Below are 16,929 nucleotides of genomic sequence, written 5' to 3'. Positions count from 1 at the left end.
CATTGATAAAAACACATCGGCAGTTTATTGACTCGATCGAAGCCGGAGCCGGGCCAGAGCCGCCCGACGGAGACCTACGAATTTAACACGACATACGTGTAGGAGTTCGATAATGCCACCAACACTCCTCAGCGTTGCCGTTGGGGTGCTGCTCGGGGTCGGGCTCCTGGGGGCGGCGTTCGACCGCCGCTCGCTTGCTGTCGTCGCCCTCGCGGCCGGACTCCCGGATGCCGACGCCATCCTCGCTGTCCTCGGGGTGGGGGCAGCCAACGCGTCGCTGCACTCGGCGTTCGTCGCCGTCGGGGCTGCCGGGCTGTTGTACTACGAGACCGAACGGCGCGAGCGGTCGTGGCTGCGGGCTCAGAGTGGTTGGTACGGCGTTCGGGTCGCGTGGGTCGCCGTCGCCGCCTACGCCGTCGCGGGGATCGGCCTCGATCTGTTCAGCACCGACGCCGTCGCCCTGTTATATCCGTTGTCGGACCGCTACTACGCCGTCGTCGGCAAGCTCGTGGTGTCGACACAGGAGGGACTCGTCCAGACGTACGTAGACATCGGTGAGGGCTGGCTCGGGCTGGCCTCGCCCGGCACCGTCGAGAGCCACACCGTCGGCTCGTGGTGGACGCCGGCGGGCGAGGAGCGTCGCCTCCGGCTCATCGAGTCGGGCTGGCAGGCGATCGTCGTCCTGACGGCTGCGGCGGCGATTCCGGCGAAAGGGCTGGTCGAGCGGGGTGATCGCTAATGCCGACCTCGACAGTCCATGCGGCGGTCGCGTTCCTAGTGGCGGTCGGCCTGCTCGGGGAGTATTACGACCGGCGGGCGCTGGCGATCATCTTGGGGATCGTGCTGTTTCCGGAGCTCGATACCGCCCTCGGGTTGGTGATGGACGGCGCCCATCGCACCGTGTTCCACACCCTGTTCACGTCGGTCGTGGCCGCCGGTGTCGTCTACTGGGATACCAGCCGGGAGGGCTCCTGGATTCGGGGCCGGTGGGGAGCCGCCGGCGTCCGGCTCGCGTGGGTCGGTGTGTTCGTCCACACCTTCGCCCATCTCGGCCTCGACTGGGCGCATCTCTCGGGGATCAACATCGCCTGGCCGCTGGTCGATCAGTTTTTCAGCCTCGACGGCGAGCTCTACTACTCCGCGACCGAGGGGGTCGTCCAGACGTTCGTCGACGTCGCGGTCGACCCCGAGACCGGCCGCCAGCAGGTCGACGCCGGAGGTGGTGGGACGACAGCGACCACTCACGTGTCGAGTCCGGTCCAGCCCTCGAAAGAGCCCAGTGAGGGACCGGTCGACCGCCGGTTCCCCATCGCTGTCGGCGGCTGGCAACTGTACTTCCTCGTCGTGGGCGCGTTCACGCTGCTGGCGCGACGAGTGCAGTCGACGCCGAAGGGGACCAAAGAAAGCTGATCCGTCAGGACTTCGAGATATACACACCAGCTGAAATACGCACACGAAGGGGAGGTGACCTGACAGCAGCAAAACAACAAATGTACAAATAAATTACATAATTTACCATATGTCCGATTTTGTAGCTAAAAACCATTTTTTAATTCATATACAGCGGTATTTAACATCCTAAATGTTGTTGTCGTTTCGTATGGTATCGACCACTGGATCTAAAATCGGCGTGAAGCTACGGCGATTTATTGGGAATACCCCCGATGGGAGCCGTATTTCGGACAGCGCCTTCGAAAATCGACATCGAGGTGTGCTGCTAACGACCGCGCTATTCCTCCCGTTTATTTTCGCGGTGAGCCGTCTCACCGGAGTCGAGTCGGTAACTGGGGCTGAACTGCCGTCGATCCAGCTGGTCCATTCGGTGGTCGGGGTGGGGCTGATTGCGGTGCTCCTCGGCGTTGCGGCGGTTCCAATGCTCCCTCGACGGGTACGAACATCACTCGCTTCGGCCGGGTTCATGACCACGGCTGCGGTGTTAGCGTATTTCACTGGCGGTTTTATCGAAGCGCATTTTCTCTACTTCGTCGGTGTCGGGGTCGTTGCGCTCTACGAGGATTGGGTTCCGTTCGGTGTCGCGATCGGCTACGTCGCGACACAGCACAGCGTCTTCGGGCTGATTGAATGGTTCACCGTGTACAATCACCCGGCAGCGATGGCGAAACCGGTTGTCTGGGGCGGGATTCATGCGGTGTTCGTCAGCATGCTTTCGGTCGCGATCCTCGTCCAGTGGCAGTCATTGGCAGTCGCGCGAAACGAGATCGAGGCCCAGCTCGCAGACGTCAAGCAGGCCAAAGCGGACATAGAAAAACAGAGCCAAAAGGCCGACAAACAGCGTCGGGAAGCCGAAAGACAGCGGCAACAGATCGAAGACCAACGCGAGCGAATGGCCGAGCTCAACACCCAGTTGGCAGACTCCTACGGCAGCGTCATTACGGCGTGTGCCAACGGCGACCTGACACAACGGCTCGATGAGGACGTCGACAACGAGGCGATGGCCAAAATCGCGGAGTCGTTTAACAGAATGGTCGACGAGTGGGAAGAGACAGTCGTCGGGATCCAGTCGTTCGTGATGGACGTCTCGGAGGCGAGCGACGGGGTAACGACCAGCGTCAGCGAGATCGAGCAGGCGGGTGAAGACGTCGCTCGATCAGTCGAAGACGTCGCACGGCGGGCCGATTCACAGAACGACCAGCTCCAGACGGTGGCCGGAGAGATGAGCGATATGTCGGCGACGATCGAGGAGATCGCGTCGTCGGCAGAAGAAGTCTCGGCGACAGCGACAACGGCAGTCGACCGAAGCGAGACGGGTCGGGAGCACGCATCGGACGCCACGGCACAGGTAGATGCGATCGAACAGCAGGCACATGAGGTGGCCGACCAGATCGAGACGCTCGACGACAAGATGGCCGAAATCAGTGGGATCATCGAGATGATCGACGAGATCGCCGATCAGACGAACCTGCTCGCACTGAACGCCTCGATCGAGGCCGCACGGGCTGGCGAGGCTGGCGACGGGTTTGCGGTTGTTGCCAACGAGGTGAAATCGCTGGCTGAAGATGCCTCGGCTGCGACCAACGAGATCGAACAACAGATCACCGAAGCCCAGTCAGTCACTGACGAGACCGTCGACAGTATCGATGAGATGACCGAGCAGGTCGCAGAGGGTGCGGCGACGATCGATACAACGATCGAGGTATTCGACGAGATTGCCGAGACGATCACTGAAGCCGAAAGCGGTATGGCTGAAATATCGAGTGCCACCGACGATCAAGCAGCGTCATCGGAGGAGATGGCAGCGATGGTCGAGGAGGCACTCACATTGAGCAACGAAACGGCCACTGATGCGGCAAACGTTTCGACAGCAACCGAACAACAGGCGGCCTCGCTCGCAGAAGTCACACAGCGTGTTCAACAGCTCTCCGAACGTGCTGCAGCACTTCGTGACGAGGCTGCCGCATTTGAGACCACTGAGGGAGCCGCACAAGCAGCCGCCGAGGCGGAGACAACGACTCCGGCAGCCACCGATGGCGGACAGGATCGTCGACAGTAGGCGTCATCCAAGCAAGCAGGTCATTTTTGCCGGGGAATCTTCAGAGAGAATCAACCCAGTTCAAGAGTATCACGGCACCCTGTCCGAGAAGACAGGTCAGCTACTCGCCGACTAACTCCGCATTCGTGATCCGAATCCGGCCACGGTTGCCGTTCCATTCGGTGTCGTATTCGAGGTCGATCCGCTGGGACATATGCGGGCCGTTGGTCACGAACGTCTCGAACTCCCCACCCTCGCCCAGCAGATGGACGCCGTACTCGTCGTTGAGTTCGCGGAGCTCGGCGATCGCCGCAGCGTCAAGGGTGCGACCGAGCCAGGATTCGTCGAGACCGTAGGCCGCAACCTGGAGAATCGTGATCTCGAAGCCAGCCTCCAGCATCTCGGCGGCCAGCTGTTCGGGATCGCGCTGCCACAGCGGCGCGAACAGATCGATGCCGAGGCGGTCGCACATTGCCTGGATCCGACTGGTCTGAAACTCGCTTTCGATCGCCCCCGCCGTGACACCTGCGAGATCGACCTCGTCGCTGAGGTCGACGAGGGCGGCCTCCAGGGGTTCAAGTTCGGCGTCACCCTGTGTGGCCGAATCAGTGGCAGCAGTCGCTTCGAGATCCCCCGGCTCGACCTCGACCAGCTCGATCCCGATACTTTCGGCCGCAAGCCGAGCCAGCCCTGTCTCGGGGACGTGGTACATATACGACTCTTCGGAAGGGTGGACCGTCAGGAGCCGCGAGACGTTCAGTCCGTCTTCGAGGGCCTGATAGAGCGCCCACGAGGAGTCCTTGCCGCCCGAAAAGAGGCTGACCCAGTCGTCTGTCATACCGTCTCTCAGGCCTGCCGTCGTAATACCGGCTTTGATTAGAGGATGATCGATTTCGTCCGCAGCATCTGCTCGATGGTCGAGTGGATGCCCTCGCGGTTGATTCCCGAGGCCCCGTTGCCGCCAAAGGGAACGTCACCCAGGCCGTGGGAAGGCGCACCGTTGAGCCGGACCGACCCCGCGTCGACCGCCTCGGCGACCCGCATCGCCCGGTCGTGGTCGGTCGTGAACACCGACGCATCGAGCGCTAACTCACCGGCGTTGGCGAGCTCGATCGCCTCGGATTCCTCCTGGAAGCTCGTCACCGCGGCGACGGGCCCGAACTGCTCTTCGTGGATGATCCGGGCGTCGTGTGGGACGTTTGCCAGCAGCGTCGGCTCGTAGAACGCGCCGTCACGCTCGCCGCCGCAGACGAGGTCCGCGCCCGCATCGATGGCCTCGTCGACCAGTTCGTCGACGTACTCGGCGTGGTCCGCGTCGATGAGCGGGCCGAAATCCGTCTCCTCGTCGAACAGATCGCCGACGACCCACGAGTCCATCGAGCGTTCGATCCGGTCGACCAACTCGTCGTGGACCGACTCGTGGGCCAGCACGCGGGAGACGGCCGAACAGCGTTGGCCGCCGAACTTGACCGACCCCGCCGTACAGGCTCCGGCGGCGTCTTCGAGGGCCGCGTCGGGGAAGACGATCGCCGGGGCGTTGCCGCCGAGTTCCATCACGAGGTTGACCATCCCCGACTCGCGGGCGATATGCTGGCCAGCCCCCGAGGACCCGGTCATGGCGATGGAGTCGACCCGGTCGTCGCCAGCCAGCGTGTCGCCGATCTCGCTGCCGCGGCCGGGAACGAAGTTGAACGCGCCGTCGGGCAGATCGACGGCGGTCGTGATCGCGTCGGTGAGGATCGCCGCGGTCAGCGGCGTCTTCGAGGAGGGTTTGAGCACGACGCTGTTGCCCGCCGCCAGCGCGGGGGCGATCTGCAGGACGGTCGTCTGAAGGGGGTAGTTGTACGGCGAGATACAGAGGACCGTCCCCATCGGTTCGGGTTTGACGATCGCCCGCCACCCCTCGTGGCCAGCGGTCGACCCCTCGCGGTACTCGCCGTGATTGACCGAGAGATCGCGGGCCTCGGCCGCTGCACGGCGGAACCGCTTGGCGGCCGCCGCGGGCGCACCGCGGGCCGACGAGATCGGTTTGCCCGCCTCCCGGATGATGGTGTCGACGAGCTCATCGGCGCGGGCCTCGATTTCGTCGGCGATCGACTCCAGCCAGTCGGCACGCTCGACCGGCGTCGTCTCCCGCATGGCCGACTCGGCCCGCTCGGCGGCCGCTAACGCCGCCGTGGCCTGGTCGGGATCGGCCGCCGCGATCTCGCCGACCGTCCCGTCGGCCGCGAGATCCCGAACGGGTATCGTGTCGTCTCCGTCGCGCCACGTTCCGTCAATGTACAGTTCCTCCCGCTGAGATAGACTCGATTCTGACATTCAGTCAGTGTTTTCGAGATTAGGAAAAAAGGTTGCGCTGTTGGTTAATCGTGCCGCATCGCGATTTCGTGACCTACATGTAGCCGAGATCGCGCAGGCGCTCCATCAGGTCCTCTTTGTCCTGGGCGCGGCCCGCGCGTTCGGTCGTGTTGTCGAGATCTTGGAGCCAGGCTGGCTCGTCGGTCGTCTTCTCGGTGCTGACTTCACTGCCGAGGCTCCGGAACCCGGCGAAGTATTTCGGCGAGATCGGCACGTCGTCCTGGTCGACGCCTTCGGGGAGGTCGTCGGCCGACTGCGGGACGTAGCCGTCCTCGGGGAACGCCTCGACGGTGTCCGGCACGACGAAGTTCCAGAACGTTTCCCAGACGTCGGCCTCGTCGAACTGGAGGATGGGCTGAATGCGGTCGTGCGGCGGGTAGATGTCGGGGTCGTGGCGCGGGCTAAAGAACGTCTCGTCGGCACGGGCCTCCTGTTCGTCCCAGCGCACACCCGAAATCACGCCGTCGATGCCGTGTTCCTCGAGCGCATCGTTGAGCGCGACCGTCTTCAGCAGGTGGTTGCCGACGTAGGTATCGAGCAGGAACGGGAAGCTGTCCTCCTCGTATTCGAGGATCTCCCGAATGTGGTGCTGGTTGTGCTCCGAGAGCGCCTCGACCGGGATGTCGTCGCCGGGTTCGAGGCCGTGTTCGTCGGCGTAGCTGCCCACGTCCTCGTTGCGGGCGTAGACGAGGTCAATGTCCCACTCGTCGGCCCAGTGCTCGATGAAGTCGGTGATCTCATCGAAGTGCTGGTAGTGGTCGATGAACACTGCGGTCGGCTTCTCGTAGCCGAATCGGTCGGCGACCTCGTTGATGAAGTAGAGCGTCAGCGTCGAGTCCTTGCCGCCGGTCCACATGACCGCCGGGTTCTCGTACTGTTCGAGCCCCGCCTTCGTCACTTCGATCGCCTTCTCGATTTTGGCCGGGATCGACGGATAGTCGACCGGGTCTTCGCCTTCGCCGTCGGTGTAGTCGACGTCGAGATAGTCGGGAAAGTCTGCTGACATCGTGTAATTAGATATAATTAGCCGAAATAAATGGTTTGTGGCTTTCGATTAGTATGCTATCTGTTGACGCCGAACGCAAAGCACGGAGGTCGGGTTGCTACCAGTACCACCGACACCGGGACCAATTGGGACTAATTCGCCGTCATCGTCGTGGGCGTTTTACCTGTCGGTCCGAATCATCAAGGGATGACAGCAACACAGCCCTCCGGCAGCGACCTCCTTTCGGGGACGGTCGCCGGAATCGCCTCCTGGATCGCTGGCTTCGTGACGACCTACCTGCTCGTCGCGCCGAACGTCCGCGAGTCGGGACTCGCCCGAATCATCGAAGCACTCGACGGTCAACCGGCGACCTACGAGCTGGTCGGTTGGGTGTTTTACAATGCCCATCTGGTCGAGACAGTGATCCGCGATATCCCGCTTGTCGGCTCGCGGACCACGAGCTACATCGGCGGCGAGGCAGGATTTACGACCCTGTTGTATCTCGTTCCGGTGGCGCTCCTGTTCGCCGCGGGACTGGGACTGGCACGGTATCGCGCCGTCGACACCCCCGCCGCAGGCGCACTCATCGGCAGTACGGTCGTGCCGGGCTATCTGCTCGCCGTGGCCGCGGGTGGCTTCCTGTTCGAGGTCTCGATCGGTGGTACCACAGGCGGCCCGGATCTCCTGGCTGCGGTCGTGCTCGCGGGGATCGTCTATCCGCTGGTGTGTGCTGGCGGCGGTGGCGCGGTCGGCGGACTGCTCGAAGCCCGGAGCCGTAACCAGCCCACAAACTGACCCCACCAACGGTCGTCAGCACTGTTATGTTGTCCCATCTGATAGACAGCCGTAATGAACTGGTCGACGCCGAAGGGCCTGGTAGCGATCGTTGTCCTCACCGTCGTCTGTAGCGGGCTGACCGCCGGTGTTCTCGTGGGCTCCGGGCTCGTTACGCCAAGCCCGACCGTCGAAGGACCCACCGCGACCGACGGGCCGATCGACAGCGAGCGGCTGTATACGGAGACGATCGACTCGGTCGTGACCGTCTACGTCGTCGGCGAGTCGGGGAGTTCGAGCGGCTCGGGGTTCGTCTACGACGACGCTGGACATCTGGTGACGAACCATCACGTGATCGACGGCGCGGAGACCGTCGAGGTGAAGTTCGGAGCCCGCGGGGAGTGGCGGCGGGCGACCGTCGTCGGCTCGGACCGCCGAACCGATCTGGCGGTCCTCGACATCGATGACCTCCCCGCGTCAGCGAGGCCGCTGTCGACGGCCAATCGATCCCCACAGCAGGGGGCTCCAGCGGTCGCCATCGGATCGCCGCGCCGACTTGAGGGAACGATTACCACCGGGACGATCAGCGGCGTCGACCGCTCGCTTCGGTTGCCGAGCGGGCCACTGGTGCCGGATGCGATCCAGACTGACGCCGCGATCAATCCCGGCAACAGCGGCGGGCCGCTGCTCGATCGGGAGGGGCGAGTCCTCGGCGTCAACACCGCCCGCGCCGACGGCGACAACATCGGCTTCGTCGTCTCGGCGGCGACTGTCGACCGCGTCGTCCCCTCGCTGATCGAGACCGGCTCCTACACGCATCCGTATCTCGGCGTCGAGACGCGGACGGTCGTTCCGGCCATCGCAACCGCGAACGATCTCAACGAGACCAGCGGCGCGGTGGTCGTGGGCGTCGACAGCGAGGGTCCGGCCGCCGGGACGATTCGCGGCCCACAGCGCGCCGAAACGGTCAACGGTCAGCGGGTGCCAGCGGGTGGCGACGTGATCGTCGCTATCAACGACACCCGGATCGAGACCGACCACGACCTCCTGCGGTATATCGCCTTAGAGACCGAGCCGGGCGAGACGGTCGCGGTCGAACTGATCAGGGAGGGCCAGCGCCGGACGGTCTCCGTCGAGCTCGGAGCCCGGCCGTCGTAACCGCCAGTAGCTGAATACGCTTCATATGACCGTGCGGCCAGTGTCGGAACCGACTGTCGGCCACCGGGTTACAGGCCGTCCCGGCCCTGTCGGAGGATGACGATCATCGAGAGTCCCGAGACCGCGAGCAACAGCACCGAGGGGATCACCGCATACTGGAAGAAGGCGTCGTCTTGGGCGCGCCAGACGATAGTAACGAGCGTCTCGAAGCCGGTGGGTCGGAGGATCAGCGTCGCCGGAAGCTCCTTCATCGTCGTCAGGAACACGAGGGCTGCCCCGGCGACGATCCCCGGCGTCACCAGCGGCAGCGTGATCTTCCGGAACGCCCGAACCGGGGAGTGGCCGAGGCTCCGTGCGGCCTCGACGAGTTTGGGGTCGACCTGGAGCGTCGAGGTTCGGATCGAGCCGACCGCCTGCGGCATAAACCGGACGACGTAGGCGAACACCAACAGCGGCAGCGTCTGGTAGAGCGCCGGGGCGACCGGGAGCTCGGAAACGGTGGTCTCGTAGCCCGTCGCAAAGAAGACCAAGGCGAGCGCGAGAACGACCCCCGGGACGGCGAAGCCGACGTAGGTCGCACGTTCAAAGAGCCACGAGAGCAGCGAGTCGTCGCGGGCGGCGAAGTACGCCACCGGCAGGGCGGCGAGGACGGCCAGCAGCGCCGCGGCCCCCCCGACGAAAAGCGAGTTGGTGACGTACTCCAGCCGCAAGGCGAGTTCGGGGCGGGCAGCGAGATCGGCGGTAACGAGCCAGAGGCCGAGAATCCAGATCGGCACGAGCAATGCGAGCCCCGTCACCGCAGCCGGGAACAGGGTCGTGGGCCACCGCCAGACGCCGAGTTCGATCAGCGGTTCGCCCGACTGGTCGCCGCCATCGCCGTGGACGGTGTCGTCGGGGCGAATCCTGGATTCGAGCGCGAGGACAACCAGCACGATAGCAAGCAGTTGGAGCGACAGGAGAGAGGCGTAATCCTGGTTGAACGAGCGGAACTCGACGAAGATCTGCTGGGTGAACACCGGCAGCCGCATGATTGCGGGGGTGCCGAAATCCGAGACCGCGTACAGTGCCGCCAGCAGCGCCCCGGCGGCGACCGCCGGTCTGACGTGCGGAAGCGTCACCTTCCGAAACGCAGCCCAGCGGCCGTGGTTGAGGCTCCGGGCGGCCTCAAGCAGCGTCGAATCGAACGAGAGCAGTCCCGCGCGGGCGGTGAGATAGACGTACGGATAGGTGTAGAGCGTGATCACGAGGATCGCCCCCGGCAGCCCGTAGATCTCCGGCAGCCGCTCGATGCCCAGCGGCTGGAGGATCGACTGGAACTCGCCGCGGGGGCCGAACGCCGAAACGAACGTAAAGGCTCCAATATAGCTCGGCACGACCAGCGGCAGGGCGACCGCAACCGACCAGAACCGCCGGAACGGGAGGTCCGTCTGGACGGTGAGCCACGCGAGTGGTACCCCAAGCAGGACTGAGAAGACAGTGACACCGCCCATCAACAGGAGGCTGTTGAGGACCGTCTCGACGGTCGACGGACGGACGAGCAGCTCCCGGGCCCGGGTCGGATCGACCTGCGTGGCTTCGAACAACAGCCACGTCAGTGGGAGGATCATACTCGCCGCGACCGCGCCAGCCAACAGCGTCAGGCCGAGCGGCCGGGCATCCGGATCGTCGTCGGTAGTCGTCAGTCGGTCGAGAGCAGTCATTGTCTGGAGAGGGAGCGTCGACGGTCGGCGGTCAGCGATGGGCCGGGTCGTCGACGGAGTGTTACTTACGGATCGGCCACCCGACGGGCTAACCCTGTCGGATTCCGACCGCTATCAGTTTCCGATCCAGTTCCAACGGATATAAGGTTTAGGTTTGCCTAATCCGCCCATGGAGCTGACGAGACGTGACGCGGTGGCCGCCCTCGGCGCCCTCGGAGCCGGAACTGCGGGGGCCGGGTGTCTCCAGGAGGACGCCAGCGACGAATCGGTCCAGGAGGCACTGGTCGCCACCGCTGAGGTGCTGTACCCTTCGGCAGTCGAAGGGATCGACGAGTTCGTCGAGACGTTCCTCGCGGGGCGGCTCGACGAGGGACCACACGCCGAGGGGGTCCGGGCGGCCGTCGACGCCCTCGAAACGCGGGCCGAGTCGTGGTACGGCGACCGCTTCGCTGGGCTCGCTGTCGGCGATCGCGATTCGGTGCTCCAGGAGGCCGGTGTGGCCGCCGCCGAGGAGGACCCCGACGGCACGCCCGCCGAACGGATTCGCTACTACGTCGTCAACGAGCTGCTGTTGGCCCTCTACAGTTCGCCGACCGGCGGCGAACTGGTCGGTATCGAGAACCCGCAGGGTCACGCGGGCGGCCTCGACAGCTACCAGCGGGGGCCGGAGGCGTGAGCCGGGCCGCCGAGAACGTCGACACCGGCGTGGGGTCGGCCGACCGAACGCCGGTCGAGGGGGCAGACGTCTGTGTGATCGGCGCGGGCCCGGCGGGCGCGCTGGTGGCCAGTCGGCTCGCCGAGGCGGGCCACGAGGTGGTCGTCCTCGACGCCGGGCCGCGGTTCGATCCGAGCGACCGGCTGGCCCGACAGGAGCGGGCGATCCGCCCCTTCTACGACCGGCCCGCCGTCTGGGAGAGCGACCCCGAACGGGACGCCCACTCGAACTCCGGCGAGCGGTTCTATCCCTTGAACCATGCCCGCGTAAAGGGCGTCGGCGGCTCGACGCTCCACTGGCAGGGGATGGTGATGCGGCTCCACGAGGCCGATTTCAATTCCCAGAGCGAGCGCGGTGTGGGCGTCGACTGGCCCATCGACTACGAGGACCTCCGACCCTACTACGCCGCGGCCGAAGACGAGTTGGGCGTCGCTGGCGGCGACAACCCCTTCGGGCCGCCGCGCCAGCAGCCCCGTCCCATGCCGGAGTTCCAGCCCTCCTACAGTGACAGCCTGTTTGCGGAGGCCTGCGACGAACTCGGGATTGCGATGCACTCGGTGCCGAACGCCCGCAACTCCGAGTCCTACGACGGCCGCAGCCAGTGTGTCGGCTACGGCACCTGCCAGCCGGTCTGTCCTTCGGGGGCCAAATACGACGCGACCGTCCACATCGAGCGGAGCGAGGAGGCGGGCGCGACGATCATCGACCGTGCGCCGGTCCAGCGGCTCGCCCACGACGCCGACGCGATTACCGCCGCCGAGTATGTGACTCCCGACGGCGAGTACCGGCAGGAAGCCGAGCAGTTCGTGGTCGCGGCGGGCGGCGTCGAAACACCCCGCCTGCTGTTGCTCTCCGAATCCGACCACTACCCCGACGGATTGGCGAACTCCAGCGGATTTGTTGGTAAATTCTTCATGGACCACCTGTTCGCTGGCACCGGCGGCGTGCTCGACGAGCCGACCCGACAGGGCTACATCGGATTTCTCACCAGCGAGAGCCACCAGTTCTACGACGAGGCCGACGAGGAGGTGGGACCTTTCAAATTGGAGTTCTTCAACTACGCCGGTCCGTCGCCGGTCGAGTCAGCGCTCACGGGCGACGATTGGGGCGACGCCCTCCTGGAGCGGCTTCGCGGCGAGTACGGCACCCACATCGCAATGGGCGGGCTGGTCGAGTCGATCCCCAGCGCCGACAGCTACATCGGCCTCAGCCGCGAGGAAACGGACGCCCACGGCAATCCGGTGCCGGACGTCCACTGGACGGTCGACGACCGGGCGCTGCGAACCATCGAGCGCGCCAACGAGATCCAGGAGCGAATCCTCAACGAGTTGGGCGCGGAGATCACCTGGCAGGTCGGCCCCGACGAGACCGGCCCGGCCTATCACCACATGGGGACGACTCGAATGGGCGACGATGCGAGCGAGAGCGTGGTCGACGCCTCCCTGCGGACCCACGACCTCGACAACTGCTGGATCGCCTCCAGTTCCGTCTTCCCCACCGGCGGGGCGATGAACCCCACCCTCACGATCGCCGCCCTCGCGCTGAAATGCGCCGAGGGCGTCGACGAGGCGCTGTAGCGTCTCACAGCGCTGCTTTAGGTAAACCTAAAAGTATAAACCGGAGCGGTCGAAACGACGGGTAATGAGTCAGGGTGCGTTTGAGGCAGACAGTATCGAGACACGAACGAACGGCGCGGCAACGGCCGAAGACACGACCGACGAGGAGTCGGCGGCGGAGTTCACCTTCGACGACGTGAGCGTCGTAATGGGCACCTACAACGAGGAGGCGGCGATCGAGAAGGTCGTCTCGGATATCAACGAGATCACTGACGGGAAGGCCGAGGTCGTCTGTGTCGACGGCTCGTCGGACCGAACCCCGGAGATCGCCCGCGAGCATGGTGCCCGCGTGATCGAACAGGAGCCACAGGGGTACGGCGTCGCCGTCAGCGCGGCGATCAGCGCACCGGACCGTCCCGTTGTCGTTACCACCGACTGCGACGACACCTATCCGATGGAGCAGCTGCCGGAGTTCCTCGAGGAGATCAACAACGGCGCGGATGTCGTCAGCGGCGACCGGCTCTACCACGGCGCGGCGGCGATGCCCGGCTTTAATCGGTTCGGCAATCAGGCCTTCGCCGCGATTGCGAGCGTGCTGATGGGCACGCGCGTCCACGACACAACCACGGGGATGCGGGCCTACCGCAAGGAGGTCATCGAGTCCATCGAGTGGACCGAAAACACCGGGCTCTCTGCCGAACTCCTCATTCGACCGCTCATGCGCGGCTACGAGATCCGGGAGGAGCCGATCGCCTACCGCGAGCGGGCCGGGGAGACCAAGCTCGATCCGATCCAGGGCGGCGCAGCGATCGCAAAGTCGATCGTGAAGGTCTGTCTCGAAGAGCGGTTCCGGTAGTCGGAAGAGCGGGTCGACTATTTAAAAACGGAATACTACTCACAGAGGTGGTTTGCAAGACTTAGAGTCTGGATGCAGCAAAACGTTATCTACAGAGCGGAACGGAATTCAGAGACGTTTTCAGCGGATGGCGGTTAACAGCCCAACCCACACATTCCGTAGAACTGCACCGTATACGCAGCGATGAGGCCAAAGGCAACGAAAGCGACGGCGGCGGTGGCGTGTGCCGCTCGGGGGGTGTAGAGACGATATGCGATAACGGTAGGGGCCAAAGTGAGGACAACTGCAGGGACAGCAACCGTAAAGACGAGGTCGGGTGCAATGGTATCAAGCCCGGTAGAGTCAAAGACGATAATGGAAGCGAGTTGAACGGGGAGAAGGAGGACGAGGGTCAAGATCCAAGCGAGAGAGAAACCGGCGTTTTGGAGGTTGAATTCGCGGGTGAGGAACTGTTGAAGAGTCATAAGAAAGATATGTAAGAGAGGTCCCAAAGAGGTTGGGGATCGATTTATTGACTCTACAATATACGCGTTCGCAGTCTGGCATCCACTGCGCGTCTGTCGAGCGAAAACACGGTCGACGAACACCAGTACTTCGCCAGTGAAACGACTACAGGTGAGACGTATGTGGTACTACGTCGACCGGCCCTCTCTATCATGGATAATATAACGGGTATAAAGCTAGCCCCTGTTGTCGCGTGCCGGGCTAGTAGTATGTCCGGTTTGCCTAACCGTGAATAGGGACTGTCACAAGATGCAATGTCTGAAATGGGGATGACAATAGTTCGGGCGGAGGGGGACAGATAATGGTGTGGCAAGATATGATATTCCTGGCGGGCAGTCTGCTGTCGGTCGGGTTTTTGGCACCCACGATTCGGAACGCAGCGGCGTGTGTTCCACGGGCAACAAGCGTTCCATCAATGGTGATCGGGTTCGTCTACTCGCTGACCTTTCTGAGTATGGGGATGGAGTTCTCGGCGTTCGGCTCGTTTGCTGCCTGTGGCATGTGGTCGCTGATCGTCTACTACCGGGGGCCGGAGATCGACGAATTCGATCTCTCCGTACTGCCGGAACGGCTTACAGACCACACCACGGCCGAAACAACGGAGTAGTCGCAGCCGAGTCTCTCGGGGGAGGGACTCCTGTCGACTGTCGCTAGATGATATCCGCTGGACGAATAGTTTTCAAAAATATATTTTCAAGCGAATAAAAATACAAACCCGTTGACGCCGGACACTCTGCAATGGGTTCCTTTCAGTCGGATCCGACATATTCGTTCGAAGCGATCCTCGACAAGCTCCCGGCTGGAATCGTCGTTCTGTCGACTGATGGGACGGTGCAGTACGCGAATGCCGCCGTTGAGCGGCTGTTCGGCTACTCGCCGGTAGAGATCGTCGGCGAGCCGTTCGGTAGCCTGTTTGCGACCGACAAGGACGCTCCGCCGCGGACCGATATCGTCGACGCGCTTGAGACGGTAGTCGAACATGGAAGTCGCGTCGAATTTCGGGTGACAGGACGCCATCGTGATGGAACCGAGTCAGTGCGACAGCTCGTAATGGATCGCTGTGAACTCGATAGCGAGCGGCATCTATTCGCAGTTATTGTGGCCTCAACCGACGAGAACACGTATGAACACAGCCTTGCCGAGCTGAGTGACTGTCTCCAGGAGCTTCCAACGGCCGAATCACCAAGCGAGATCTATACGCAGACTGTCGAAACGGCCCGCGGGCTGTTCGACCACTCGATAGCGGTGGTCGAAACGTACGACGAGGCGGCTGGTCGGCTCGACCCGACCGAATGGACACCGGAAGCCGAGGCGCTGACAAACGGGCCCCGGTTGTTCAGTACGGAGTGGGCGTTTCCGTGGCGGATCTTCTCCCGACAGGAGGGGGAACTCGTGGCGGACGTGGCGGCATACGACCGGATCGACAGCGACGAAACGTCGCTTCGAAGCGCCATACTGCTCCCGATTGGCTCACACGGAGTGTTCATCATTGGCGCGACGGAACCGGACACCTTCACTGAAACGGAGTTCGACATCGCAACGATCCTCGTCGCCGCGACCCAGGCAGCCAGAGAACGTGTCGACCACGAACGGAGGGTCCGAGAGAAACAGACACAGTTGAACCAGCAGTCGGCGTCGCTGGACCGGCTTCGTCGGCTAAACGATATCACCCGCGAGCTAACGAGCGGACTGACCGAAGCCGAGAGCCGAGCGGAGATCTATCGGACCGTCTGCGAGCGACTCGTCACGTTTTCACCCTACCAGTTCGCGTGGTTCGGAGCCCGTAACGGAACGGGCGAGGTGGTGCCGAAAGCCGCCGTCGGGAGCGACGGCTCGTCGCTCGAAACGTTCGAGCAGCCGTATACCGACGAGCCGACCGCCCACGGGACGGTGGGTCGTGCACTCGACGAACGGACGCCACAAGTCGACAATGCACTCCACCAGGACCCACCGTTCGAACCGTGGCGCGAAGCCGCGATTCAGCACGGCTACCGCGCAGCTATTTCGATTCCGGTCATCTATCAGGGGACCCTGTACGGAATCATTACCGTGTTTGCCTCGGAAGCCGACACGTTTGATTCGGTGGAGGTGTCGGTACTCCAGGAGCTCGGCGGGATCGTCGGCTACGCGCTGAACGCCGACGAGCGTCGACAGTCGTTCGTGAGCGACCAGTCGATCGAACTCGAGTTTTCGGTTCACGACCGGTCGGCGTCGGTGTTCTCGCTGGCGACCGACGTTGGCGGTGTATTCACACTGGAAAACCTCATCGAGCGTCCCGATGGGACGACGACCATGTTTTTTGCCGTCAGTGGTGCGACCGCGGCCGAGGTGGTGGCCTGGGCCGACGACCAGTCGTCGGTGACCGAGATTCGACTGTTGACCGACCGCGAGGAGGAGTGTTTGTTCGAATGCGTCCTCGAAGAATCGACCGTCTGGTCACAACTGCTCCAGCGTGGCGGGATGGTCCAGGATGCCACGGCGGCGCCGGAGACGACACGGATCGTCATCCGAATTCCACGGACTGCCGACCCTCGGACGTTCGAGACGGTTCTCCAGAAGCACCTCGGCACGGTCGACTTGGTTGCCCGCCGTGAGTACAACGAGCCGATACAGACCGCCGAACAGTTCGAAACGGAGTACCAAAACCAGCTAACCGAGCGGCAAAGAGAGGTGTTACAGACGGCATACTACGCCGGGTTCTTCGAATGGCCACGGGAGACGAACGCCGGGGAGTTGGCGGATATCCTCGGGATTGCACAGCCAACAGTGAGCCGTCATCTCCGGACGGCTGAACGGGAACTGTTCTCGATGGTGTACGATGATCGGTGAGCAG

15 protein-coding genes are annotated in these 16,929 nt (G+C 63.5%); 10 read left to right on the top strand and 5 right to left on the bottom strand.

The annotated features are described in order from the left end of the window. Positions 1–112: 112 nt before the first annotated feature. The 3 genes from NO877_RS00365 (at position 113) to NO877_RS00355 (ending at position 3,511) form a co-directional block, all read left to right on the top strand. Positions 113–739, top strand: coding sequence for a metal-dependent hydrolase (locus NO877_RS00365; RefSeq protein ID WP_256394309.1), 627 nt, complete (start codon positions 113–115; stop codon positions 737–739). Next, positions 739–1,410: a metal-dependent hydrolase gene (locus NO877_RS00360; RefSeq protein WP_256394308.1), complete on the top strand. Its 672-nt coding sequence runs from the start codon at positions 739–741 to the stop codon at positions 1,408–1,410. The genes NO877_RS00365 and NO877_RS00360 overlap by 1 nt, the downstream gene beginning before the upstream one ends. 301 nt (positions 1,411–1,711) lie before the next feature. Continuing rightward, positions 1,712–3,511, top strand: coding sequence for a methyl-accepting chemotaxis protein (locus NO877_RS00355; RefSeq protein ID WP_256394307.1), 1,800 nt, complete (start codon positions 1,712–1,714; stop codon positions 3,509–3,511). A 100-nt stretch (positions 3,512–3,611) separates the two neighbouring features. Here the strand turns inward: NO877_RS00355 and NO877_RS00350 are convergent, their stop codons facing one another. The 3 genes from NO877_RS00350 to NO877_RS00340 form a co-directional block, all read right to left on the bottom strand. Continuing rightward, positions 3,612–4,328, bottom strand: a complete 717-nt coding sequence (locus NO877_RS00350) for a diphthine--ammonia ligase (protein WP_256394306.1) — start codon at positions 4,326–4,328, stop codon at positions 3,612–3,614. 38 nt (positions 4,329–4,366) lie between these two features. Next, entirely contained in the window at positions 4,367–5,809 is a 1,443-nt protein-coding gene (locus NO877_RS00345) for an aldehyde dehydrogenase family protein (protein WP_256394305.1), read from the bottom strand. Positions 5,810–5,882: 73 nt separating this feature from the next. Then, positions 5,883–6,854: a phosphoadenosine phosphosulfate reductase family protein gene (locus NO877_RS00340; RefSeq protein ID WP_256394304.1), complete on the bottom strand. Its 972-nt coding sequence runs from the start codon at positions 6,852–6,854 to the stop codon at positions 5,883–5,885. A gap of 186 nt (positions 6,855–7,040) precedes the next feature. Here NO877_RS00340 and NO877_RS00335 point away from each other — a divergent pair, with 186 nt between their 5' ends. Further along, positions 7,041–7,628 (top strand): DUF7978 family protein, encoded by a 588-nt coding sequence (locus NO877_RS00335; RefSeq protein ID WP_256394303.1) that lies wholly within the window; start codon positions 7,041–7,043, stop codon positions 7,626–7,628. Positions 7,629–7,682: 54 nt separating this feature from the next. Beyond that, positions 7,683–8,765 carry a S1C family serine protease gene (locus NO877_RS00330; protein ID WP_256394302.1) on the top strand — a complete coding sequence of 361 codons (1,083 nt, stop codon included), beginning with the start codon at positions 7,683–7,685 and terminating at the stop codon, positions 8,763–8,765. A 68-nt stretch (positions 8,766–8,833) separates the two neighbouring features. Here the strand turns inward: NO877_RS00330 and NO877_RS00325 are convergent, their stop codons facing one another. Next, on the bottom strand, positions 8,834–10,465 hold the full coding sequence (locus NO877_RS00325) for an ABC transporter permease (protein WP_256394301.1): 1,632 nt from the start codon (positions 10,463–10,465) through the stop codon (positions 8,834–8,836). Between the two features lie 169 nt (positions 10,466–10,634). Here NO877_RS00325 and NO877_RS00320 point away from each other — a divergent pair, with 169 nt between their 5' ends. From NO877_RS00320 to NO877_RS00305, 3 genes are all read left to right on the top strand, one after another. Then, positions 10,635–11,141, top strand: a complete 507-nt coding sequence (locus tag NO877_RS00320) for a gluconate 2-dehydrogenase subunit 3 family protein (RefSeq protein ID WP_303646861.1) — start codon at positions 10,635–10,637, stop codon at positions 11,139–11,141. Next, positions 11,138–12,757 carry a GMC family oxidoreductase gene (locus NO877_RS00310; protein WP_256394300.1) on the top strand — a complete coding sequence of 540 codons (1,620 nt, stop codon included), beginning with the start codon at positions 11,138–11,140 and terminating at the stop codon, positions 12,755–12,757. Before NO877_RS00320 ends, NO877_RS00310 begins: the two co-directional genes overlap by 4 nt. Positions 12,758–12,944: 187 nt before the next feature. Continuing rightward, entirely contained in the window at positions 12,945–13,592 is a 648-nt protein-coding gene (locus NO877_RS00305) for a dolichyl-phosphate hexose transferase (RefSeq protein WP_256395158.1), read from the top strand. A 134-nt stretch (positions 13,593–13,726) separates the two neighbouring features. Here the strand turns inward: NO877_RS00305 and NO877_RS00300 are convergent, their stop codons facing one another. Then, positions 13,727–14,056, bottom strand: a complete 330-nt coding sequence (locus NO877_RS00300; RefSeq protein ID WP_256394299.1) for a hypothetical protein — start codon at positions 14,054–14,056, stop codon at positions 13,727–13,729. 341 nt (positions 14,057–14,397) lie between these two features. Here NO877_RS00300 and NO877_RS00295 point away from each other — a divergent pair, with 341 nt between their 5' ends. Then, the gene (locus NO877_RS00295; RefSeq protein ID WP_256394298.1) at positions 14,398–14,703 is read left to right on the top strand and encodes a hypothetical protein; all 306 of its coding nucleotides are present in this window, start codon (positions 14,398–14,400) and stop codon (positions 14,701–14,703) included. Positions 14,704–14,834: 131 nt separating this feature from the next. Next, positions 14,835–16,925 (top strand): bacterio-opsin activator domain-containing protein, encoded by a 2,091-nt coding sequence (locus NO877_RS00290; protein WP_256394297.1) that lies wholly within the window; start codon positions 14,835–14,837, stop codon positions 16,923–16,925. Positions 16,926–16,929: the final 4 nt, after the last annotated feature.

The sequence above is a fragment of the Halohasta litorea genome, from assembly GCF_024494645.1.
Taxonomy (GTDB): Archaea; Halobacteriota; Halobacteria; order Halobacteriales; family Haloferacaceae; genus Halohasta; species Halohasta litorea.
Note: the sequence above shows the minus strand (reverse complement) of the source record. Positions and strands in the feature narration are given on the sequence as shown.